Annotated in this window: 13 protein-coding genes and 1 tRNA gene; 7 read left to right on the plus strand and 7 right to left on the minus strand. The window is 53.8% G+C overall.

The genetic code is table 11. The features are described from left to right. Positions 1–21 precede the first annotated feature (21 nt). From IV493_RS05855 to IV493_RS18535, 5 genes are all read left to right on the plus strand, one after another. Entirely contained in the window at positions 22–3,249 is a 3,228-nt protein-coding gene (locus IV493_RS05855; protein WP_195857886.1) for a non-ribosomal peptide synthetase, read from the plus strand. Next, entirely contained in the window at positions 3,246–13,109 is a 9,864-nt protein-coding gene (locus IV493_RS05860) for a non-ribosomal peptide synthetase (RefSeq protein WP_195857887.1), read from the plus strand. The genes IV493_RS05855 and IV493_RS05860 overlap by 4 nt, the downstream gene beginning before the upstream one ends. After that, positions 13,109–17,284, plus strand: coding sequence for a non-ribosomal peptide synthetase (locus IV493_RS05865; protein WP_195857888.1), 4,176 nt, complete (start codon positions 13,109–13,111; stop codon positions 17,282–17,284). The genes IV493_RS05860 and IV493_RS05865 overlap by 1 nt, the downstream gene beginning before the upstream one ends. A gap of 4 nt (positions 17,285–17,288) precedes the next feature. After that, entirely contained in the window at positions 17,289–18,089 is an 801-nt protein-coding gene (locus IV493_RS05870; RefSeq protein WP_195857889.1) for a thioesterase II family protein, read from the plus strand. Between the two features lie 103 nt (positions 18,090–18,192). Further along, positions 18,193–18,354: a hypothetical protein gene (locus IV493_RS18535; protein WP_230299986.1), complete on the plus strand. Its 162-nt coding sequence runs from the start codon at positions 18,193–18,195 to the stop codon at positions 18,352–18,354. Positions 18,355–18,662: 308 nt separating this feature from the next. Here IV493_RS18535 and IV493_RS05880 read toward each other — a convergent pair whose 3' ends face one another. Next, positions 18,663–18,944, minus strand: a complete 282-nt coding sequence (locus tag IV493_RS05880) for a hypothetical protein (RefSeq protein ID WP_195857890.1) — start codon at positions 18,942–18,944, stop codon at positions 18,663–18,665. Then, positions 18,912–18,987, minus strand: a tRNA-Asn gene (locus tag IV493_RS05885). The genes IV493_RS05880 and IV493_RS05885 overlap by 33 nt, the downstream gene beginning before the upstream one ends. 333 nt (positions 18,988–19,320) lie before the next feature. On the opposite strand from IV493_RS05885, the gene IV493_RS05890 reads away from it, so the two are divergent. Further along, positions 19,321–20,442 (plus strand): Gfo/Idh/MocA family protein, encoded by a 1,122-nt coding sequence (locus IV493_RS05890; RefSeq protein WP_147789737.1) that lies wholly within the window; start codon positions 19,321–19,323, stop codon positions 20,440–20,442. A gap of 94 nt (positions 20,443–20,536) precedes the next feature. Here the strand turns inward: IV493_RS05890 and IV493_RS05895 are convergent, their stop codons facing one another. The 3 genes from IV493_RS05895 to IV493_RS05905 all read right to left on the minus strand — a co-directional run bounded on the left by IV493_RS05895 (position 20,537) and on the right by IV493_RS05905 (position 23,478). Then, positions 20,537–21,367 carry a glycosyltransferase family 8 protein gene (locus tag IV493_RS05895; protein WP_033733187.1) on the minus strand — a complete coding sequence of 277 codons (831 nt, stop codon included), beginning with the start codon at positions 21,365–21,367 and terminating at the stop codon, positions 20,537–20,539. 12 nt (positions 21,368–21,379) lie between these two features. Next, a complete protein-coding gene (locus IV493_RS05900; RefSeq protein WP_013358402.1) occupies positions 21,380–22,762 on the minus strand; it encodes a D-arabinono-1,4-lactone oxidase in 1,383 nt (460 codons plus the stop codon). Between the two features lie 83 nt (positions 22,763–22,845). After that, complete coding sequence (locus IV493_RS05905; protein ID WP_013358401.1) at positions 22,846–23,478, minus strand: TetR family transcriptional regulator; 633 nt, start codon at positions 23,476–23,478, stop codon at positions 22,846–22,848. 139 nt (positions 23,479–23,617) lie between these two features. On the opposite strand from IV493_RS05905, the gene IV493_RS05910 reads away from it, so the two are divergent. Then, entirely contained in the window at positions 23,618–24,157 is a 540-nt protein-coding gene (locus IV493_RS05910; RefSeq protein WP_195857891.1) for a DUF2058 domain-containing protein, read from the plus strand. A 16-nt stretch (positions 24,158–24,173) separates the two neighbouring features. On the opposite strand, the gene IV493_RS05915 is transcribed toward IV493_RS05910, so the two are convergent. Both IV493_RS05915 and IV493_RS18605 read right to left on the minus strand, forming a co-directional pair. After that, the gene (locus IV493_RS05915; RefSeq protein ID WP_195857892.1) at positions 24,174–24,872 is read right to left on the minus strand and encodes an RluA family pseudouridine synthase; all 699 of its coding nucleotides are present in this window, start codon (positions 24,870–24,872) and stop codon (positions 24,174–24,176) included. 72 nt (positions 24,873–24,944) lie between these two features. Beyond that, positions 24,945–25,079 (minus strand): hypothetical protein, encoded by a 135-nt coding sequence (locus IV493_RS18605; RefSeq protein ID WP_255529974.1) that lies wholly within the window; start codon positions 25,077–25,079, stop codon positions 24,945–24,947. Between the last annotated feature and the right edge of the window lie 171 nt (positions 25,080–25,250).

Below are 25,250 nucleotides of genomic sequence, written 5' to 3' on the forward strand. Positions count from 1 at the left end.
TTGCTTTTTCGGGGTGTTTAGATGGTGTGTAATAATGATTTATTTGAACTGACGTTATCACAGATGGATATCTATCTGGATCAAATTAAAAATATCTCCAGCCCTAAATTCAATATCGGTGGATATATAAAGCTTCACGAAATTGATGTCGATAAATTGGTAGTAGCGCATGGGAAACTTATTAAGTGCTCTGATTCCTTTGGAATACGAATATTCAGTCACTTACGGCAGCCAATGCAATCGATCTCCTATAAGAGGAGTATTCAGTTGCCGATCGTTGATTTCTCTACCGATCCTGCGGGCAAAGAAAAAGCGCTGGATTGGGTTAATCACGCTTTTTCCAAACCCTTTAATTTGGACGATGGCGAATTATTTACATCCTGCCTTATCAGGGTGGACGCCTCTGAAAGCTGGTATGTCGGGATTGCCCACCACATCATCAACGATGGCTTCGGTTTTATTAACTGGACTAAGCGCCTCGCCGAAATTTATAACTGCGAACAGCCACCGACCGGTCTGAGCTGGCGCGATATTGCCATCAGCGATAATGATTATTTGCACGGCGAAAAATACCGCAGGGATCAACAATACTGGTCCGAACGTTTGCACGCTGTGGCAGCAATGAGTCTGAAGCCGGTTCACTCCGTGGCTGAACAGGAAAGCGGTGATAAAACCAGCGGTCGCACTATCCGCTATATGAGCCGTCAGGATTACCAGCACTGGATTTTCGTTGCTAAAGAGCATGGACTCACGCTCTATCATCTGATCGCTGCGGCTATCGCCATCGCTTTCTTCCGTAGTGAAAACGCCGATCACGTTGCTATTGGTATTCCAGTACACAACCGACGCGGCAGCGAGCAAAAAAAGGTTATCGGCGTATTCACCAATATCACGCCGATATATTTGGACATCACCGCAGAAATGCGCGTTCTCGACGTTGCCATGCAGGTTAAAGCACGGCAAAAGCAAGGTATCAGTCATAACCGTTTCCCGCTCGGACACATTTCACAACTGGCTGTCGGGGAGAATCAGCAACGCAGCATTTTCGATGTCAGTTTCAACTATCTCAAAGTCGGCGGCGGCGTCGTATTTGGCGAACGTTCATCCGAAATGTTTTACCTGAGCCACTTTCACGACGATACGCCATTGAATATCACGCTATGGGAATCGGGAAGTGAACAGGAAATAGAATTTCATTTCGACTACAACTTCAGGTATTTCAATGCGGTCGAGTCGGAACGGCTGGCGGACAGAATGATGTTCCTCTTTGACAATTGCTGCCGCGCCATTACGGATAATGTCTGCCAGATCGCGATGTTGCCCGAATCTGAACTGCGGCTGATCCGGCAGTTCGCCGTCAATCAATCAACAACAGTTTTACCTGAGGCTCCGGCCGCTTTCCTGCACCAGCTTGTGGAACGTCAGGCGGCACTGACGCCCGATGCCATGGCGCTGGCGGAATCTGGCGGACGAAGCCTGAGCTATCGTCAGCTTAATCGGCAGGCTAATCGGTTAGCCCGGTATCTGCGGCAGCAGGGCGTAAGCTCCGGCGATCCGGTTGTGCTTTGCGCGTATGCAGGATGCGATGCCACGGTAGGGATTTTGGCGATACTGAAATCAGGCGCCGTTTGCGTTCCTGTCGACCTGCGTTATCCCACGGAGCGCATTCAGTATGCGATCGCCCAGTCAGGCAGCCGCTTTTTTCTGGCGGATACCCAAGCGGCCGGATATGAACGTCTTACTGACCTTGGCCATGGTTGTCGCGAGTTCTCGCTTTGCCACCTGCCTGTTGATGACGATGAGGCGCAGTATCAGGATCTTCATCCAGATACTGTAGCGTTAGTGCCGGGCGCTGCGGCGTATGTCATCTACACCTCCGGATCGACGGGGAAACCGAAGGGCGTCGAAGTGGACCATGGCGCGTTTGCCCGGCATATTATCGATATCAACTGCTGCTATCGCCTTAACGCCGCCGATCGCTGCCTTCATACGGCATCGATAAGTTTTGATGCGGCGCTGGAACAGCTTTTTGTTCCCTTAACCTGCGGTGCATCGGTGTATTTTGCCGATTTGCGGATGAGTGATGTCGATAGTCTGGTCGCATTTATTGAACAGCGTCATATCACCGTCGCCGATCTGACGGCGTCTTACGTGAATGAATTTCTCAATCTTTATTCGGTCGCCAGGCCTCATGCGCTGCTGAGATTATTGATCGTTGGCAACGAGTGTTTTTACAGTGCCGTATTGCGCCGGTGTTTGGCCGCCAGACTCGCGGACAGAGTGATTAATGCATACGGGCCGACTGAAGCGGTGATTACCAGTACGCTCTATGAAGTGAAACGGGATGCGCCGCCTGCAGGCGTAACCGTGCCCATTGGGCGCGCTGTTCCTGGGAATCGAACATATATTGTCGGTCGGCATGGACAACTGAACCCGATTGGCAGTATCGGCGAATTATTGATTGCCGGAGAGAGTTTGGCCCGGCGTTATATTAATGATGCCGGGCTCACGGCCAGCCAGTTTTTTGTCAAACACTTTATGCCTGGTGTTAATGAACGTTGCTATGCCACGGGCGATCTGGTTCGTTTTCGTGACGATGGAAATATAGAATATATTGGCAGAAAGGATAGCCAGCAGAAAATAAGGGGGCACCGCGTTGAGCTACTTGAAATAGAGTCGGCGCTGCTGGAACTTGATGAAGTCAAGAATGCGCTGGTTAATTATCAATGCCATGAGCAAGAGCACGGACGTCTGGTCGCCTATATTGTACCCAGGGTACAACAAAGTCCACCGGCTACGGTGATTAAAACCATCAAGAACAGACTGCGCTCAACCTTGCCGGACTATATGATCCCGGCACAAATCATTGTTAAGTCTGATTTTCCCTTGCTTCCCAATGGAAAGACCGATGTTAACCTGATTTTCAATACGCCTGCTGACTATGATGATGTCATTTTCACACCGGTAACGCCGGTTGAAATAAAACTGGAAAAAATGTGGTGTGAAATATTGTCGATGGACGAAGTGGATATTCACACCAGCTTCTTTAGCCTGGGCGGTGATTCGCTTCTGGCCATACGGCTTAACGCCTTCATTAAAGATGCCTTTGGCGTGTCTCTTCCCGTGGAGTTGATTTTCAACTATCCCACCGTCCATGAGATGGCGATGAATATCGACCTGATCCGCGACTGTATGACTTATCACGAAAACCCTGTTTTATCTCAATTTAATACCGAAGGATTTCTATGAGTGCTATCAATATTATCAATAAGGCGAAAGAGTCAGGGGTTTTTCTTTATTTAAATGAAGGGCGTCTGGCTTTTAAAAGTCAGGGCGAATTAAACGCTGCGTTAAAGGCTGAGATAATTGAACATCGTGAAGACATTATCGCTTTGTTGAGCAATTACCAACGCTCGTTATCGGTGATGGCGTCCGACACGCCTGCAGCGAAGCGTCGTACGGCACAAGAAAGAAGGCCAGTCACGTTCGAGCAACAGAGGATGTTGGTGCTGGATACGATATCCGTCCATAAGCAAAGCTACAACATGACCGCTTTGATTAGGCTGTCAGGGCAACTGGACATTGCCGCATTGATACGTGCTATCAATACGCTGGTGGAATGCCATGAGGTGTTGCGCACCTCCTACCGGTTTGACGAGCAGGGTTACTATGGTGTGCTTCATGCCGAGGCGGATGTCGTACTGTCGAGGGAAGACCTGAGCGCGCTTCCTGCTTCGCAGCGTGAAGCGCTTCTGTCTGCAATGGCGCAGGAAAGCGCTGAGCTGGAGTTCGATCTGGCCTGCGATATTCCGCTGCGGGTAAAGCTGGCCCGTGTCGCGGAAACAGAGCACTGCCTGTTTATCACGCTGCATCATATCGCCTTCGACAATGTGTCGATGGCGATTTTTTGCCAGCAGTTAAGTACCGCCTATAACTATGCAGCCAATGCCGCCGAGGCGCCATTATCGGCTTTGCCGCTACAGTATGCTGACTATGCGGATTTCCAGCGCGCCCAGATGAATACGCAGCGCGACAAGCTGAAAGACTTCTGGCATGAGCGTCTGCGAGGTCTGCCCACGCTGCATGATTTGCCGCTGGACTATGTACGGCCGGCAACGCTGTCAGCCGCAGGGAAATTGCATCACGACCGTTTGCCTGCGGAGTTAAGCCGGCAGGTGAGCGCCCTCGCGGAGAAAAGCCAGACGACGATTTTTGCCGTGCTACAGTCGATATTTGCCGTTTTCCTGCACCGTTACAGCGGTGCGGGAGATATTGTCGTGGGGACGCCGGTCAATAACCGAATGAGTAGCGAACTCAATACGCTCATTGGCCTGTTTGTGAATACTCTGGTTATTCGCTCGGAAATCCGTTCGCACGATACGTTCGATCGGTTTTTGACCGATAATAGCGCCATGATCCAGCAGTGTATCGCTCACTCGTTGTACCCGTTCGAACAGCTGGTCGACACGATGAAGGTTGATCGCAGCCTGAGTTACAATCCGCTGCTTCAGATAGTTTTTGTCTATCAAGATGAGAGGGAGGAGTTGCTTCATCTGAACGGGTTGCAGTGCCAGATTGAGGAGATTCATACCAATACGGCCAAGTTTGATATCGTCCTGACCCTGAGCCACCATCACGATGGCCTGGCGCTCAAATGGGAATACGCAACCGATCTTTTCAGCCCTGCCTCGATAGCAAATATGTCCCGCAGTTTCATCCGGGTGCTGGAAAGTCTCTGCCGTCATCCTTCACAGAACATTGGTGCCATTCCGCTGCTCGATGCCGATGAGGCCGCGGCGACTATTGCCGCCACCTGCGCCGCTCGCCAGTGTTATACCCCTGAGTTGACGCTGGATCGTCTCTTTAATCGTCAGGCTGAAAAATATCCACAGAAGGCGGCGCTGGAGCTGGGAGAGCTTTCCCTTTCCTATGCGCAACTGAATGCGGCGGCTGAGCATCTGGCGGGGCACATCACAGACACAGGCATTCTCCCTCAGTCCCGGATTGCCATCGTAGCGGAACCTTCGTTTGAGATGATTATCGGCGTTCTGGCGGTGCTTAAGGCAGGCTGCGCCTATGTGCCAATTGATCCTGCCAGCCCTGAAGCTCGTACTCGTTACATTGCACAGGATGCCGGTGCCGATGTCTGTCTGGTGACGGAACAGACCCGGGAATTGGCGCCGGTTGAATGTACACACCGCCTGCTTATCACACTCGACCAGCCAATAGCGTCGGCGGCATTTACGCCAGCGGCTATCAGACCGGACGATCTGGCCTATGTTATTTACACATCGGGCTCGACCGGTACACCGAAAGGGGTGGAAATCACCCATGCTAATGTCGCGAGACTGTTTTCTGCCACGGAGCAGAAATTCGGTTTCCATCATCAGGATATCTGGACGCTGTTCCACTCTTTCGCTTTTGATTTCTCCGTATGGGAAATCTGGGGCGCTCTGTTATTCGGTGGAAAACTGGTACTGGTCAACCGGGAGCAAAGCAGAGATCCGGACGCGTTTTACAAACTGGTGGCGAGCAAGGGAGTGACCGTGCTTAACCAAACGCCAACCGCTTTTAATCAGTTCATCGCCGCCGACCAAAGACAGCCGCGCAATCTGGCGTTACGCTATGTCATCTTTGGTGGCGAAGCACTGAATTTGATGAGTTTACAACCCTGGCTACTGCACCATGGCGATCTGCAGCCCCAGTTAGTTAACATGTACGGCATTACCGAAACTACCGTGCATGTCACCTGCAAGCACCTGACTCGTGAAGAGATAGCATCCGGCCGCGGCAGTCTGATTGGCAAACCGCTGGACGATCTTTCTCTCTACCTGCTCGATACTTCATTACAGCCGGTACCGGATGGCGTGGTCGCTGAACTGTTCGTCGCCGGCGGCGGTCTTGCCAGAGGGTATCTGAACCGGCCGGAAATCACCGCCGAACGGTTTATTCCCAATCCGTTCAATCCACAGGAGCGGCTCTATCGTACCGGCGATTTAGCCAGTCGCTTGCCTTCGGGCGAGTTCCGTTATCATGGCCGCTGCGATCAACAGGTAAAAATCCGCGGTTTCCGCATCGAAACCGGCGAAATCGAATTTGCTTTGCTACAACATCCGCAGGTGCGTGAAGCCATTGTCATTGTCTATGAACCAGAAGGACATGGACCGCAGCTGGTGGCATATCTGGTAGAGGAAAGCGGGCAGAGCAGCAGCCAGTTACAACAGACGCTAAGACAGCATTTGAGCGCGACACTGGCTGAATACATGATCCCCTCACTGTTTATCGGTACGCCAGGCATTCCGCTGACAATCAACGGTAAGGTAGCCCGTCACTTGCTGGCGAAACCGGATTTCAGCCTGCTCTATGAGAACAGTTTTGTTGCACCGGACACCGAGCTACAACGGCAGATGTGTGAAATCTGGCAGCGCGCACTGAACGTATCTCGCGTAGGCATTGACGATAATTTTTTTGCCCTCGGCGGCGACTCTATTCTTGTTATTGGCATGGTGGTGGCGGCCAAAGACGCCGGTATCGCGCTTTCTGCCAAAGATGTGTTTGTGCATCAGACTATCGCCCGGCTGTCTGAGCATATGGAACAGCAACGAGGGGCGCGGGTGGACGACGAACGGCCAGCGCCATTTACGCTGCTCAATGAGCGGGAAAAAGCGGTGCTGGATGGGCTGCATGACGCCCGACTCTTGCAGGATGCTTATCCGCTGACTCAGTTGCAGAAAGGCATGGTTTTCCATAATCAGCGTGACGGCGATCAAGCGACCTATCACGATATGATGGGGCTGCAACTGGCCATTGCATGGCACCAGCCCACCTTCCTCGCGACATTGAGCGTGCTGGTCGAACAGCACGATATTTTGCGCACCCGATTTGTGCTGAACGGCGACGCCATGCTGCAAGTGGTTGAGGCGGGAGTCGAGCCGGAACTGGAGTGTTTTGATTTACGTCACGTGCCGGCAGAACAGGCGGAACTGGCAATTAGCGCCTGGATGGAAAAGGAAAAATGCCGCGCGTTCGATGACGACTCCCGCTTGTGGAAAGTCACTGTTCATGTTCTGAGCGATGAAGCGATCAATTACACGCTGACTTGCCACCATGCAATTATGGATGGCTGGAGCGTCGCATCGTTCAATAGCGAACTGTTTAAACTGTATCGCGCAGCCTTGCTGCATGAGCCAGGTACGGTGGCCAAAGGATTGCCTTACAGCCGCTATGTCGCGGCTGAGATGGCCGCGGCGCAATCCGTGGTAGCACGGGATTACTGGCGGCGGACACTGGATGGAGCAACGCTGCCCTGGTGGCACCGTAGTGGACGAGGCAAAATCCTGCTGCAGACTGTGGAGATAGGGGAGGATGTCGGCGACGCGCTCGTCCAGCTTGCGCGCCGGTTACAGGTGCCTGAGTCCACTCTGTTTCTGACAGCACATCTTTTTATGCTGGCCTTCCTGAACGGTAAACAAGACGTGGTGACGTCGATAGTAACTCATCAACGGCCAGCCATCGCGGGAGGCGATAGTGCGCTGGGGCTGTTCCTCAATTCGGTGCCACTGCGCATGACGCTGGATGCTGATACACCCTGGAGCCAATTGATTGACGATGTTCGGCGTCAGTTGGCGGCAATGGCGGAATATTGCCATTACCCCCTCGCGAATATTCAGAAAGACACGTCGCTGGATTTCTCATCATCGCTGTTCAATTTTACGCACTTTCATACTTACAGCGAGCTGGCTGATTCGCTAGAGCTCATCAAGGAGCAGTCGTTTACAGAAACCAACTATGCGTTCGCCTCACAATTTTCCAGGAACATCGCTACCCGGCGCTATGAGTTGCTGCTTGAGCTGGATAGCGAGGTGTTTGATCCTGCATTTTCACAGCGTATTGCGCAGTATTATGCCACCCTGCTGCGGCAACTGGTTCTCCAGCCGGAGCGGGCTGCCGATTACTACGCCATTCTGGGGAATGATGAATATTCAAGCCTGCAGCAGAGGCAACGCCCGCCTGAAGGGTTCCACCCCGGTCTGTGTATTCATGAACTGTTTGAAGCATGTGTAAAAAATCATCCGGAGAAAGTGGCGCTGACATTTGCCGATGAAATCCTGACTTATCGGCAACTTAATCAACGCGCCAACCAGCTTGCCTGCTGGCTGGTGGAGCAAGGTATCGGAGCGGATAGTCTGGTTGGACTGTGCCTTGAGCGTTCGCTGGACATGGTCGTCGCCATTTACGGCACGCTTAAAGCCGGGGCCGCCTACGTACCGCTGGACCCGGAAGCGCCGTCTCAGCGTTTGCAGGCGATGATCGCCTCGGCTGAGATATCCCTGGTTATTACCTCGGCGGAGATCGCACCCAAACTTCATCTGGTGGATAGCGGGCAACTTGTTATAGATGATGCCGACAGGATTTTGATGTTACGGAGCTATTGCGCCGAAAATATCGATAAGGCCAGACTTGGCCTGACGCCGCAGCATCTGGCCTATGTTATCCATACTTCCGGGTCTACCGGTGCGCCCAAAGGCGTGATGGTGGAACATGCCGCGTTGGTTAACCGTATCGCCTGGATGGACAAAGCCTATCCGCTTGCCAGCGATGATGTGGTTTTGCAAAAAACGCCATTCAGCTTTGACGTTTCGGTGTGGGAATTTATCTGGCCGTTGACGCATGGTGCATCGTTAGTTATTGCTAAACCACAAGGTCACAAAGACCCGGATTATCTGGTGGATGTGATTGTCTCGCAGCGTGTCACCATCATGCATTTCGTTCCTTCTATGCTGCGGGCGTTCCTGAGTATCGATGAATGCCGCCGTTGTACCACATTACGGCATGTCATATGCAGCGGCGAAGCGCTTTCGACGGATGTGGTCGAGGCATTTCATCAGATGCTGCCTGAAACGGGGTTGCACAACCTGTATGGGCCGACTGAGGCGGCGATTGACGTTACCTTTTGGGATACGCGAAATATTACCCATGCCAGAACGGTGCCGATTGGCTACCCGATCGATAACCTCCGCATCTATATTCTTAATGATGGCAGAAAGCCGATGCCGCAGGGATGTCCGGGTGAACTGTATATCGGCGGAGTAGGGCTGGCACGCGGCTATCGTAACCGTGACGACCTTACCCGAGAGAAATTCTTCCTGATCTCCGATCCGCTGTTTAACGAAGAACGTGTTTATCAGAGCGGCGATTTGGCGGTGTATCACCCGCAGGGTGAAATCGAATATCTGGGCCGTATAGATGATCAGGTCAAGATCAAGGGATTCCGCATTGAGTTGCAGGAAATAGAACATCATATCGCCGGATTCCAGCCCGGAGCGCACGGCGTTGTACTGGTTAAGTCGCAGCATCACGCCAGTCAACTGGTGGCGTTCGTCACAGGCGTCGGCGATGTTGATGCGCTGCGCGCATTTCTGAGCGAGCGGCTAAACGAATACATGATCCCAGCCCATTTCATTGAGCTGGACAGCATTCCGCTGTCGGTGAACGGAAAAGCGGATCGCAAGGCGCTGGCAGCGATACCTGTTGACGATGTTCCGGCCGTTACCGGGTTTGTCAGCGCATCGACGACGATGGAGCGGACGCTGGTGCAGATTTTTGCCCGCGTGCTCGAGGCGCAGAGAGTGAGCGTGCGGGATAATTTCTTTGCGCTGGGCGGCGACTCCATCCGGAGTATCGCTCTGGTGGCCGAATGTCGGAGCAAAGGTCTGCGCATTAGCATTCAGGATGTTTACCAATATCCCCAGGTAGATCGGCTGGCGGCCTGTCTGGACTCCCGACAGCCGCCGCAGGACGACACGATGCTGATCGGTCCGACGACGCTGTTGAGCGATGAAGACAGGCGCCAGCTACCGGAAGATATTCAAGAAGCCTATCCACTAACGACGCTGCAAAAAGGGTTGGTGCTGGAAAGCCAGCTCGCCTCCGGCCGCGCGATGTATCACGATATTGTCATTTATACGGTGGAGGAGACGCTTAATTATTCTGCGTTTTCGCAGGCGTTGAGTGAAGTGCAGCAGCGGCATTCGATACTGCGTACCTGTTTTGACTGGTCGACATTCAGCGAACCGTTACAGATTGTACGCGCAGGACAGTGCAACGGGCTGGAGTGGGTGGATTTGAGCGCGCTGTCGCCTGCAAAGCGGCAGCAGGCGCTGGATGATTTTCTGGTGCAGGAAAAACAGCATGAATTTGACTGGACGGCGCCATTAATTCGTTACTTTATTCATCAGCTCTCGAACGATTGCTATCAGTTCACGCTCAGTTTTCATGATTCCATGCTGGATGGCTGGAGCATCAACGCCTTGTCCGCCGAGATCTTCGAACGTTATTTTGCTTTGCAGCAGGGGCAGCCTCTGGCTGAAAAATACCGGTTGCCCGTCCTGCCATTCCGAGAGTATGTCGCTCTGGAAATGGCCGCCCTGTCGCGTCATCAAGATCGTGACTACTGGCGGGATAAACTGACTGATTTTACCTTCACACCACTGCCATTCACCGGTGCGAATTCAGACAATACGATTTGTTATGCAGATGTCGAACTTGCTCCCGGCATCTCTGAGGGGGTGCTGGAACTGTCGGCGCAAATGGGTGTCCCGGTGAAAGTCATTCTGCTGGCGGCCCATATGCGCGTACTTGCCTTTATCAGCGGCCAATACCACGTTGTATCCGGGCTGGAGCAAAACGGTCGGCCGGAAATGGCCGATTCAGAACGTACGCTGGGGCTGTTTTTAAACACGCTGCCGTTCCGGCTGGATCTGTTGCCGGGCAGTTGGAAAGATCTGGTACGTCAGGTGTTCGATGAGGAAATTGCGCTGATGCCTTATCGCCATTACCCCATGGCGCAGATGCGGCTGGATAACGGTATCGGTGAGCTGTTCGACGTGGTCTTCAACTATGTGCATTTCCACGTGAGTCAGGACACCATGGCCCGGCATGGCCAGGCGCTGGCGCATCTCGATTCGGTGCTGGAGACGGAGTACCCGCTGCGCGCCGAGTTCAGCCGGGATACGCAGCAAGGGCAGGTCGCGCTGAGTCTGCATTATGATGCCAGCCGTATTAGCGGTGAGGAGGTGGACGTCGTCCGTCATTACTATCAGTGCGTGCTGAAAGCGATAGCCACCGACAGCGATGCCAGCTGGCTGGATTTATCACTTCTGACCGCAGAGCAGCATCACAACATCATGCACCGCTGGAACGATACCCGCTACGCGTTGCCGAGCGCAATGGGCATTCACCAGCTGCTCGACCAGCAAGCGGCGGCAACGCCGGACCGCATCGCCGTTATTGAAGGCTCGCAGCGGCGTAGCTATCGGCAACTTGTGGAAGAGGCGAACCGGATTGCTAGCGCATTGCAGCAGCAGGGTGTGAATCGCGGCGACGTCATCGCGCTCTATGCCGATCGCAGCATCAATTTCCTGACGGTTATGCTGGGGATCTTTAAAGCTGGCGCCGTCTACCTGCCGCTGGATGTCAATCATCCCGGCGATCGTGTCAGGACCATACTGGCACAGTGCGATAGCCGTATGGTGGTCACCGAACGTGACCATTTGGCCTCGTTGCGTGGAATAGCCGACGGGGTACCGTCTTTCCCCGGGATCCTTCTGATCGATGACCTTCAATTACATGACTCGACGCAGCTACCGTCCGGCGTCAGTTACGATCTGAATGATTTGGCCTACATCATCTTTACCTCTGGCTCCACGGGCACACCGAAAGGGGCGATGGTGGAGCACATCGGGCTAATCAACCACGTCTACGCCAAGATGCGCGATTTGTCGCTGACGGCGGAGGATATCGTGGCCCAGAATGCCTCCCAGTGCTTCGATATTTCGATCTGGCAATTCCTGTCTCCGCTTGCGTTCGGCGGCTGTGTTTGCCTCTGCCCGGATGACATTTCGCTGGATGCGAATCGCCTGATTGCCACCGTAGCCGGGCAGGGCATCACGATTCTGGAACTGGTGCCTTCGCTGCTTAAAGAGGTGATGAATCAACTGGAAGGGATGCCGGAAATCCGTCATCAACTCGCCCGGTTACGCTGGCTGGTACCGACTGGCGAAGCCTTACCGCCGCAGTTGGCAAGGCAGTGGCTGACTCTTTTCCCGCAGGTGCCGATCCTGAATGCCTATGGTCCGACGGAGTGTTCCGACGATATTACGCACTATCCGATAGTGACGCCGCCGGCGCAGGACGTTGTGAATATGCCGATAGGCAGACCGGTGGTGAATATGCGGATGTATATCCTCGACAGCCGGAGAAAAATGGTGCCGTTGGGGACCGTAGGGGAACTTTATGTTTCCGGTATCGGCGTAGGCCCGGGTTATATCAATAACCCGCAGAAAACGGCGGAGGCGTTTATGGACAACCTGTTCGACGATGGCTATTCCCGCCTGTATCGCACCGGAGATCTGGCTCGCTATCAGAAAGAGGGAAATATTGAATTCCTGGGCCGCGTTGACCATCAGGTGAAAATCCGCGGATTCCGCATTGAGCTGGGTGAAATCGAAGCCATCCTGCGGCACTATCCTGACCTTAATGAGGTTGTGATTGCCGTTGTGGAAAACGGCCGGGATGATAAGCAGCTGATCGCTTATATCAGCCTCAAGAATAGCAGCGAAGCCGAACTTACCGTGCAGTATGGCGCTATCGTCGAGGCGTTGACCTCGCTGCTGATGGCGAATTTGCCGCAGTACATGGTGCCTTCGCATTTTGTTCTGCTGACGATGTTGCCGCACTTGTCGAACGGCAAGATTGATCGCAAGTCGCTGCCGGATTACCGGCTGCATATGCCCGCTGGTGTGCAAAGCGTCCCACCAGTCACGCCACTGGAGCAGCAGGTCGCCGCGCTGTGGCAGGCGCACCTCACTATCGATGCCATCAGCATGGATGCCAATTTTTTCAACGTCGGTGGTCATTCGCTTATGGCGATGCGTTTGGTAAACGACATGAATAAAACGCTGGGTATGCAAGCAAGCGTCAAAGAACTGTTCATGCACCCGACCCCTGACTATTGGGCACGGAAGGCCGAGTTGCTTCGGGCGCTGGCCGGCAACGCCGAAGCTACGGTGGACGACAGCGACAACACCAGCATTGAGATGGAGTTTTAATGATGATGGATATCATTGAGATAGTGCATTTTTGCAACACGCATCGCATCAAAATCTCGGTAGAGAACGATCGTTTAAAGCTGAAGTCAGCGGAAAAAATCACCGATGCTCGGTTAGTCGCCAGCGTAAAAGAGCACAAATTGGCGCTGATCGCTCTGTTTTCGCAGCAGCGCAACGGGAGCGACGATGAGCCAGTTCCGGTTACGGAGGAGGAGCGGTCAGCGCTGTCCTATGCGCAGCAACGGCTGTTTCTGTTGCACCAAATGGCTCCGCAGTCTGGCGCTTACAACATGCCGAACCAGATCGATATTAAAGGGGAATGGGACCGCCGCGCTTTCGAGGGCGCTATCCGCGCGCTGGTTGAACGCCATGAGGTATTAAGAACCACTTTTCAGGCGGAAAATCAGCAGCTTCGTGCGGATGTTTATCACGAACGTTACCCGGAGATAACCTATGAGGATCTGAGTGATTACTCCGGTCAGGATCGGGATGAACAGGTCTGGCTGCGTAGCCGGGCTGAAGCGCTGCGCGCCTTCGATTTGCAGCGGGACATCCCGCTGCGAATCACCTTAATGCAATGCGAGCCGGAACATGCCGTCCTGCTATTTACTCTGCCACATATTGTCTCCGACGGGTGGTCGATGGGCGTGCTTGTCAGGGATTTTTGCCAGTTATATCGCTGTCTGGCAAGCGGGGATGTGCAGCCGCCCGCGCCGCTACAATTCCAGTATGCGGACTATACAAACTGGCAGAAGGATTATTTTTCCTCTCATGGCATGCAGCAATCCCTGCATTATTGGCGCGACAAACTGGCCGCTTTGCCGCTTTGCCATAGCCTGCCGGCTATTCTGGGCGGCAGAGATAAAAAAGTGTCTTTGGGGGAGAAACTGACGTTAAGGCTCGAGCCATTGCTGCGTGACGACATCGCCGCGTTTTGTCAGCGTCATAACGTCACTCTGTTCATTTTTTTGCAAACCGTCTTTGCTCTGCTGGTTTCACGCTACAGCAATGAACGCGATGTTGTGGTCGGGTTCCCGGTTTCAGGGCGTGATGACGAACGCTTTTACGACAATATCGGCTGTTTCGTCAATACGCTGCTGGTCAGAACGCCCGTCGCTCCCGATGTGTCGTTTCTGACCCTGCTCAGGGACAATAAACTCGCTATCATCGAGGCATATGAACATCAGCGCGTGCCGTTCGATATGCTGGTGGAGCAGCTCAATCCGCTGCGCACTTACCAGTGCAACCCACTGTTTCAAATTCTGTTTACCTTGCAGAACAATGAGGAGGCGGTGGCGGTTCTCCCTGACGTTATAGTAACGCGGATGGAAAATCAGACCGCGCTACTAAAAATGGATTTGGACGTCAGCGTAACGGAAAGCGACAGCGGTCTTCAGATCGATTGGCTGTATAACCCGTGCTTGTTCGAACGCTACGTTATGGAAGGGATGCTGGAGAGCTATCAGACGTTGATCCGCGCGGTGTTGACTGCGCCGGACTGCAGAGTCGAGGCGCTTCCGCTGCTGTCTTCACAGGCGGCAGCAAATATTGTTCGGATCGGCCGATCCGGACCGGACGAACCGCTCGAGGTTTGCCTGCACCAGCTGTTTGAGGCGCAATGCCTGCGTTCGCCGGACGCGGTAGCTGCCGTTTTCGATAATAGGTGCATCAGCTACCGGCAACTGAATGCATCAGCCAATCGCCTGGCGCATCAGCTCCGGCAACAACACAATATCACCCCTGATACGGTCATCGGTTTATATTGCCGGCGCAGCGCCGATATGCTGGTGTGTCTGCTGGCGATTCTGAAGGCGGGGGCAGCCTATCTGCCGCTCGATCCCGGCTATCCAGAACAGCGTATCGCCTATATGCTGTCCCATTCAGGTGTCAGGCTGGTGCTTACCACGCGGTCACTTGCTGCGCGTTTGCCAGCCGGCCCGGAAAACGAGGTGCTGATGCTGGATGAATCATTGCTCATCGACGAATCTGAAGCCGATCGTTATCCGGATCCAGCCACGTGTTCTCCCGGCAATCTGGCATACATCATTTATACCTCGGGTTCTACTGGCAACCCTAAAGGGGTCATGATTGAGCATCGTTCGGTGGTTAATTTCCTCCGCTCGATGGCGCGATCGCCAGGATTTGGCAAGGAGGATCGCCTGCTGGCGGTGACGCCGATAAGCTTCGATATCTCCGTACTGGAACTCTTTTTGCCCTTGAGCTGCGGGGGACGGGTTGTTATCTGTGCAGAAGAGGATAGCCGTAACGCTGAGATCCTGAGTGCGATGCTGTTAACACATCAGATTACGATCATGCAGGCGACGCCGGCCACCTGGAAACTGCTACAGCAAAGCCCTTTCTGGCATACACATCAGCGTCTCAAAGTGCTGTGCGGTGGCGAAGCCATTAGCCGTGAGCTGGCTGGGGCGCTGTGTGAAAATATGGGGTCTTTCTGGAATATGTATGGGCCAACGGAAACAACGATCTGGTCGACAGCGGGGCAAATCCATAGCGCTGAACGCGAGATCGTTATCGGTCGGCCGGTCGCCAACACGGCTTTGTATATACTGGATGAGCAGCAACAGCTGTCGCCGGCCGGGGTCATCGGAGAGTTGTACATCGGCGGAGATGGCCTGTCGCGCGGTTATTACAAACGCCCCGATCTGACGGCTGAACGGTTTACTTATGACCCATTTGTGCTGACAGGGCAGGCCCGGCTCTACCGCACTGGCGATATGGCAAAATGGAATGCGCAAGGGGAAATCACGATACTTGGGCGCAGCGACAGCCAGGTAAAAATCCGTGGATATCGGGTCGAGCTGGGGGAGATCGAAAGCGCTTTGCTGTTGCAGGAGTGGGTCAGCGATACGGCGGTCAGGCTTGGCACCCGCTATAAAGAGATGCTGATTGCCTGCATCGTATTAACGCCCGAGGCGCATCAGCGCGCCGATTTTGACAAAGAGTGGCTGATCCAATCTCTCAGAGAAGGTGCATCGCAACGGCTTCCTGATTATATGGTGCCGCATCATTACCTCTTTCTTGATGCACTGCCGCTGACGCCTAATGGTAAGGTGGATCGTAACGCGCTTCCCGATATCACGCAGGTAATGACGTCCGATACGAATTACGTCGCCGGGCGCAATGACCGGGAAAGGCAGCTTTGCAAAATTTGGGAAAATACACTGGATATCAGTCAGGTTGGCATCCACGACAATTTTTTCAACCTGGGCGGAAATTCCCTTGTTATGTTCAGGCTGTTTAATGAAATGAAAAGTCGTGGTTTCACGTTCACGCTTGAAGATCTCTTTCGGCACCAGAGCATTAATGAACTGGAGAGCTATGCCATCCAGCCGCTTGATATGCGGGCGATAAGCGTTCCCGAATCCTCTGTCGTCGTGAAGCTCAATAACTCGTCAAGTCCGCGCAAGATATTCTGCGTTCACCCAGAAGGTGGCATAGCTACCTGCTATTCCGCCCTTGCGGGTCAACTGGAGGATTACGCACAGTGTTATGGGCTGCAGGCGCCCGCTATCTTCGGCGATGTCGAACTCAGCACCATTGACAGCCTGGCAAACCACTATGTTGATCTCCTGCTGCGCCAGCAGCCGACGGGAAGCTACCGTATTCTGGGATGGTCGCTCGGTGGCAGTATCGCCTGGCAGATGGCCGTTCAACTGCGCCGTCAAGGCTATGAGGTCGATTATCTGGGGGTATTTGACTCTGAGCTGCCCGTGCTCGCCTCAGAAGAGGAAAGGGGAGGTCTGGCGTGGGAGGCGCTGGTCAACGATTTCAGAGCTGATGGATTATCGCTGGATAGCACGTTGCTGGCGTCATTAACGCCGGCCAGCCGTAAAGATTACCTGCTGGAGCAGATGGCGATCGGCAAGATCCGGCCGGAAGGAATTACGGATGAGATGGCTGGCCGTTACCTGGGTTATCTGATCGATATTAAACACTCAAAGTATGACACCCGCTTAACAGCCGCCGATATCGACATCGATTATTACGCAATTGAGGACAGTATTTACGCCGCACAAGGTCAGTACCGCGGCTGGGATGACGTCTCGTCGGGCACCGTGACGCTGCTTCATGCACAGGGTAGCCATCTGACCATGCTGCAACCTCCGTTTGTCAGTGAACTCTGCGCCACATTGCGCCAGCGGTTGGGAATATAACTCGATGAAAAGTATCCGACAACACGTTCAGACAGGCGATCCACTGGCGCGCTCGTCGTCTCCGTCCCATCTGTGGTTTAAACGGTTAAACGTCTGCACTAGGCCACGCATACGATTATTTTGTTTCCCCTACGCCGGAGGTAGCGTTTCGGTCTTCCGTCACTGGTCCGATTATTTTACCGGGGATATTGAGTTGATTGGTGTCCAGTATCCGGGGCGCGGCGAGCGCTATAATGAAACGCTTATTGCCGATTGTGGCCAGATGGTGGATGCGATTTATGCAAATATTATCCCGCAGTTGGACGTGCCCACTGCATTTTTCGGGCATAGCAATGGTGGGTTGATCGCCTATGAACTGGCGCGAAAACTTCAGTCCGCTAATGGCTATTCGCTGTTTCACCTGTTCCTTTCCGCCACTCGCTCTGCGGCCGATCTTCATCCGTCGTCGGGGCGTTCAGCGTTGAGCGATGAAGAACTTATCCGCGAACTGGTCAGCCTTGACGGTACGCCGCCGGCGCTGCTGGCAAACAAAGAGATGCTGGAGCTTTATCTTCCCATTCTGCGTGCCGATTTCGCCCTTTCTGACAACTATCGTTATTGTTCTACGCCACATCTTAAAAGCAATTCATCCATCCTTTACGGTCTGCGGGATAAAAGCGTATCTGAAGAGGAAATAAACGGCTGGCAGAATATTATTCAGGGGGAAATTAATTTTATCTCCATTGATGGGGGCCATTTTTTTATTCATGAAAATTTGGAAATTGTCATTTCAAAGATTAAACGTCAACTGGGTAGTCGATCCTAATCTGACTCATTGCTACAGTCGAGTCGCCGATGTGGACACGGGAATTTTACGTTGATGACGAGATGCCAGCGGATTAACGCTGTATGTATTAAGGGAAATGAAAGTGTCTGAATACCGTATCGATATGATGGATAAACTGATAATGGATAAAAGTTTTACTGCAAAAAAAAACGGCTGCGCCGTGCCGAATAGTTTTACTGGCTCCGCATCAACTGTTACCGACAGAAGATTTTATCGAGGAGCGCGTATTACAGGTGGGACGTGATATTATTCATGAGGGCGTTTGGCGTCAGCCTATTTTAGTTGAGCGAACTTCTCTCATCATTATGGATGGTCACCATCGCCGGGAGTTTGCGAGGCGCCATTTATTTGCGTACGTTCCCTGTCTTTTACTGGATTATTCACAAGTGGAACTACGTTCATGGCGAACTGAATTTGACCTTCTCCCTGAGGATGTGATTGCACGAGGGGTTCAACGTCGATTGTATCCGGCAAAAACAACGCGTCATGTGGTACACGCCGACGTTAACATCCCTTGCAATTACTCATTATCAGAACTGGAACACGGCGGCTTTACCACACCCAGCGCTGCAGATAATTATCAAGGTCACGCTGAATAAGCTGGCTAAAAATAACGGGGAAGCCCTGCTGGAAACTTGAGCTTCCTTGTCTGGCTTTGGGCTTGACGCATTTGGCGGGTAGGGCGGAGAATATTTGCGCTATCAGGGGGGCGGTGTCTGATACTGTCTGGTCGAAGCCTGGATAGCCGTGATAAAAAGCAAAAAGCCCGCTCAGGTTTCCCTGAGCGGGCTTTTCTAAATCTGGCTCCTCTGACTGGACTCGAACCAGTGACATACGGATTAACAGTCCGCCGTTCTACCGACTGAACTACAGAGGAATCGTTTGAACGGGGCGCATAGTAACGGCCACGCCGGATCATGTCAAAGCTCTTTTTCACAAATCTGCGCGACTGCTGAAATAGTCACCACAATAGCGATTCGGACCATGAATGAATGGTCATCTCAGCGGCTTCCTGCGCTAAAAAGAGGCAGGTCAGACTGAGGTGTTTATGAGGTGTTCTGACGCGGCAAAGCCCTTGTCAGACCGCACTACGCATGATTTAACCGGATAGTTTTTTACAGGCGTCACAAAGTCTCAATTCTGACTTTGTCAGCAACAAAAACGAAACGTAGATTCCATTTCAACCCTGAACTGAATATCCGGAGTTGAAATGAACAAAGTCAGAATCGGCATGATTGGTAGCGGCTATATCGGGCGCTGCCACGCAATAGCCTATGCCCAGGCCCCCACTGTATTCGCGCTGAAAGGCGAAATCGTGCGGGAGATGCTGGCCGAAGTGAATCCTGAGCTGGCGGCGCGTCAGGCGGCGACCTTTGGTTTTGCGCGCTCCACCGGTGACTGGCGCGCGCTGGTCAGCGATCCGGCGATTGATGTGGTAGATATCTGCGCACCCAACTTCCTGCATAAAGAGATGGCGCTGGAGGCGATACGCCACGGCAAGCACGTCTATTCAGAAAAGCCGCTGTCGTTAAGCGTGGCGGATGCGCAGGAGATGGTGGCAGCTGCTGAGGCGGCAGGGGTGAAAACCCTGGTTGGCTTCAACTACATGAAAAACCCGACCAGCCAGCTGGCAAAAGAGATTATTGCCAGAGGCGAGATTGGCGACGTAGTGCATTTCTACGGCACCCATAACGAGGATTACCTCGCCAGACCGGAGACGCCGCTCGACTGGCACTGCCAGAAAGCGCTGGCAGGCCTTGGCGCGCTGGGCGATCTGGCAGCGCACATCGTCAATATGGCGCACTACCTGGTCGGCGATATCGCTGAGGTGAGTGGCGATATGATGACGGTCATCACCTCACGGCCTGATCCAAAAGAACCTGCGCGGCAGTTAGCGGTTGAAAACGAAGATCAGGCCAGCGCGCTGCTGCGCTTCCGTAATGGTGCACACGGCGTGATTGAAACCTCACGCATTGCCTGTGGCGCAAAAATGGGCCTGACCTATGTTGTCACCGGCACCAAAGGCACGCTGCGTTACACCCAGGAGCGCATGGCGGAACTGGAGCTTTATCTGCATGACGAACCTGCCGGGCGACAGGGATTTAAAACGATCCTGACCGGACCGGCCCATCCTGACTACGCGAACTTCTGTGTCTCTGCCGGGCACGGCATCGGGTTTAACGATCAAAAAACGGTGGAGATCCGCGACCTGATTAACGGCATCGCAGCCGGCGATCGCATGTGGCCCGATTTTGCCGAGGGATTGCAGGTGCAGAAGGTGCTGGAAGCGATTGCACACTCCGCTGAGCAGCGCCGCTGGGTCGAGGTGTAAGACAGAATCTGAGTAAGAGAGGATTTGGCGAAGTGGCAGGTTACAAGGTTGAATGAACAGGCGGGAAGGGCGGGAGTATCCCGCCCGTATACAGTCAGATCAGACCGCTTTTTTCCCACCACAGCTTATCCAGCGCATAGAAGCGATCGCGATCACTTTCGGGTTGGTTGAGATCGCGCTTCCACGGCTTCGCCAGAATATAGTGCAGATTCTTCACCTCATCACCCTGCCACAGGCCGCTGTGCTGGAACGGCAGCGTTTTTAACGCATTGTAGATATAAGAGAGCGGCTTCCAGCGTTCGGCAAACACTTCATTCAGCAGATCCTGCTCGGAGAAGGGATAGGCGCTGAGATCATCAATCGCGGCAATGCGCTTCTCAAGCATATCGAACACCGCATTGTCAGGCTTCAGTACCAGAAAACCGCCGTTCAGGTAGTAGTCAACGCTCTCCGGAGCCTGCTCACCGCGTGCCTGCCACGTATAGTGACACTGCTCTGGCTGCCACTCCGGCGGATAAGAGGCGATCTGGTTGGGATTACAGCGGCAGGCGTGACAGGCCGCCAGCGGATTATCGCCCAGATCCAGGGTGAATAGCTCATCCATGTTCTGCAGCACCAGCATATCGGCATCCAGAAACACTACGCGCTCATAATCGGTAAGCTGCCAGGCACGCAGCTTGGTCCAGACCTCGCCAAACTGCGCCGAGGCGTAATGCTGAGCCAGATCGGCGCGCGGATAGAGTGGGTCGACCGGTTTAATCACACAGCCTTCATCCTGCAAAATCTGACAGTCAGCATCAGAAATGGCTGGCGTGGTCATCACAACCAGCGGCCACTGGCTGTGGCTCTCCTGCAGCGAACGGTGCAGCGCTTTGACGCCCACCAGATAGTCGGGTTGTGTTAACAGTGTTACCCAGGCAAACATAGCGTTCCTCAATCAGTCAAAAAGTGGCGTGATGTAGTCGTTCCCCAACCGGCCCTGCGGGTCGAGCTGGTGGCGCAGGGCGCGGAAGGCGTCCCACTGCGGATAGATCTCACGCCAGTTGTAGCGTTCTTCATCGTAATACTTGCCCCAGTGCGGGCGTCCACCCTCTTCAGCCAACAGTTTCTCCACTTCGGTCAGGAAGTGCAGGCCTTCCTGTGACAGCGAGCCATCGTCGGCGTAATAGACCACAAAGCCGAAGAAGCAGGTTGGCTGGTCAGCGGCCGGACTGAGCCAGGCTGAGGACGCGCCGGTGCAGCGCAGGATAATCGGGTAGTGCATATGCGGACGGTTCTCTGCATACCACGCCTTAATCCGGCGGATGATGGCCGGGGTTTTTGCCAGCGGCACGCCGATTTCCACATTAATCTGTGGCACCGCAATGCCGCGACAGAAGAGCTGGTAGATGTCACCGGTAACATCGGTGAAGTCGCGAAAGCGGGTGACGGTACGAAACTGCTTGCCGCCTTTGCCCTGAATCTGCGTGTCGCGATGCATATGCGCCAGCGTCTGGTCGATGGTGTCATTGAGACTGTCGTCAGCTTCACCCTCATGTTCCACCACCTGACGACCCTGCGCTTCGTAACGCTGACGCTCTTCGTCACTCGCCTCATGGGCGTTCCAGACGTGCATCAGGTTGTCATCAACAAACCACCAGGCTTTGCTCAGCGGATAGTCGTTGTTCCAGCGCAGCAGATCTTCTTCCAGCGTATCGGCAGAAACAGCATTTTTGTGGCAGGTGAAGATCTTAAACGGCTGGGTACGCAGGGTGACGGCGGTGACAATGCCCAGCGCACCCAAAGAGACCTGCGCCGCCGGAAAGTCAGCGTCGCCGCGGACAAACTCACGCACGCTGCCGTCGGCCAGCACCATGCGTATCGCCAGCGCTTCATCGGCAATCGAACTCTGCTGCAAACCCTGACCGTGCGTGCCGGTCGCCATTGCGCCCGCCAGCGTCTGAATCGCAATCACGCCTGGCGATGAGGCCAGCATCCGATTCATGTCGGTCAGACTGCGATAAACCTGCTCAAGCGGGGTCGCGCCACCAAAGGTTACGCTCTGCTCATCACTGGCTATCAGACCGCGCAGAGCGCTGAGATCCAGCAACAGATCGTCTTCAGCGACATGCAGCATCCGGCCAGGCGACAGCTTGCTGCCGATCACCCGGATCCTGCCGCGTGACTCGCGGATCAGTTTCTGCAATTCCGCTTCACTGACGGGACGCTGAACCTGCTGACGGCTGCCGATTTGCGCGTTCTGCGCCCAGTTCCACAGCGCATCATCATCGGGTTCAATATGGGTCTGGCGAAGCGGATAGAGGCGTGCGTCTCTGCTCACAACAGCATTCCTTTTATGGCGGTTTCATGACAAATGTTTACTAAGCGTAGACCATGAGTAAGCGGAGCCCGGATTGCGGGCATTTATTTGCGGATGTAGCGTAACGTTGCAGTAACAGCGAGCTGACGATTGCGGCGGATACTCTCGGCTTCACTGTTGTCAGGACTGAACAGGGCGTTGAAGGTGTAGCGGTTTGAGACGTGATGAACGCAGATACTGCTGATCAGGCGATGAACATCGATGGTCTGTACATCGCCAGTAAACACCCCCTGCTGCTGACCGCGCGCCAGAATGTCATCCAGCAGATCAAGCGCGCTGCGGTTCAGCGCTTTAATCTGTGGCGACTGGGTGATGTAGCGACCGCGCAGCAGGTTCTCACTGCAGACCAGCCGGATAAAATCGGGATGCTCGACATGGTAATCAAAGCTGGCTTCCACCAGCCGGGTCATGGCCAGTTCCGGCGCCATCGACGCCAGGTTCAGGCCGGTTTCATGCTGACGTATCTGCTGATAAACCCGCTCAAGCACGGCGATATAAAGCTGCTCTTTACTGCCAAAGTGATAGACCACCATGCGTTTCGTGGTTTGCGCATGCTCAGCAATCTGCTCCAGCCTGGCACCCTGCATACCAAATTCAGCGAAGGTTTTCAGTGCGCCTGCGATGATGCGTTTTTTCAGCCCTTCAGGGTCATTTTTACGTTTTGTTAGCTCTGACATGGTGCTCAATAAGGTGATTTTGACCGGGGAATGTTAGCACAGTGTTGAGGCGTAACCCGCAATCGCGGCGTCAGCCTGGCACAGCCTGAAAGATTACAGGTATAATCCCGGACAAAATTTCACAGGTTCAGAGACGACAATGACAAAACTTACCTTGCAAGAGCAGATGCTGAAAGCGGGCTTAGTATCCAGCAAAAAAATGGATAAGGTTCAGCGTACCGCGAAGAAATCCCGGGTTCAGGCGCGCGAAGCCAGAGCGGCGGTAGAGGACAATAAAAAAGCGCAGCTTGAGCGGGATAAGCAGCTGAATGAGCAGCAGAAGCTGGCTGTGCTGTCGAAAGAGTACAAAGCGCAGGTCAAACAGCTGATTGAAATGAACAAAATCGACGAGGCGCGAGGCGACATCAGCTTCAACTTCACCGACAACAACCTGATTAAAAAAATCATGGTGGATAAGCCGACGCAGGCTCAGCTGATCAATGGTCGTCTTGCCATTGCCCGCCTGACTGCTGACAAAAGTGGCGAGAGCCAGTACGCCATCATCCCGGCCAGCGTGGCGGATAAAATTGCCCAGCGTGATGCCAGCGCCATTGTCTTAAACAGCGCGCTGAGCGAAGAAGCGCAGGACGAAGATGATCCTTATGCAGACTTCAAAGTGCCGGATGATCTGATGTGGTAACCGCGTGCTGATGCAGTCAGAAGGGACTGGCGGCAGAGAGGTGCAGTGTCTCGCCGCTGACAGGATGAACAAACGTTAATCCGCTGGCGTGCAGCATCAGCCTCTCTGCCTGCTCAGCGCCCGGCAGCACCAGCCCGCCGTAAAGATCACAGCCCAGAATCGGGTGACCCAGTTGCTGACAGTGAATGCGTAGCTGATGGGTGCGTCCGGTTTCTGGTGTCAGCTCAACCCGCGAAACCGGCAATTCCTTTCCCTCTTTTCTCCGGTAAAAACTGCGCTCAGTGACCCGATAGCGTGAGCGTGCGGGCTTGCCCTGAGCGGCGCATATCGCCATCCGGGGAAACAGCGCCGGATCTTTGGCTATCGCGGCGTCAATCACGCCTTCATCATCGGCAAGGTGTCCGCACAGCAGTGCCTGATAGGTTTTGCTCACCGTGCGCTGGCTGAACTGCTGACAAAGTGCGGCGTTTATGGCTTTGTTACGAGCCACCACCATCAGCCCGGAGGTGCCAAAATCGAGCCGATGAACCAGCGTGCAGCCTGGAAAACGTTTTACCAGCCGATGATGCACTGAATCGAGGTTTTGCGGATTTTTACCTGACAGGCTCAGCAGCCCGCCGGGTTTGTTGATTACCAGCAGATGATCGTCCTGAAACAGGAGAGTGATCTCATCAAAGCAGGGCGGGGCGATAAATGTATCGATAATGGCAGACATCGGGCAACCGGCAGCAGAAAGGCAGGGGATCATAACCGATTGCCGGTGCACTGACGACGCCGGACTTGCCCCTTATTCTTCCGTAACCGTTTCACCGCTTTGACTGGAAAGCGACAAGCTGGCCTGATGCGTGCCGAATCCACCATGGGCAGCAAACACCAGGCATACCGTTGCGGCTAACAACGTGAGAAGAACAGAGAGTTTCATAGGTGCATCCGTTGCTGATAAGGCCAGCCAGTCTGGCAGGATGGACGGCAGAGACAAACAGAACAATCCGGAAAAAAACATTAAGCGTATTCGATCAGCAGGTTGCGAGATTTTTAGTGATTTATTCGGGCAGGTCTTGCTTTTACGACTACAGTCTCTGGTGAGGTTGTC

This window comes from Pantoea sp. SM3640, assembly GCF_015654165.1.
In the GTDB taxonomy this organism is placed as follows: domain Bacteria; phylum Pseudomonadota; class Gammaproteobacteria; order Enterobacterales; family Enterobacteriaceae; genus Pantoea; species Pantoea vagans.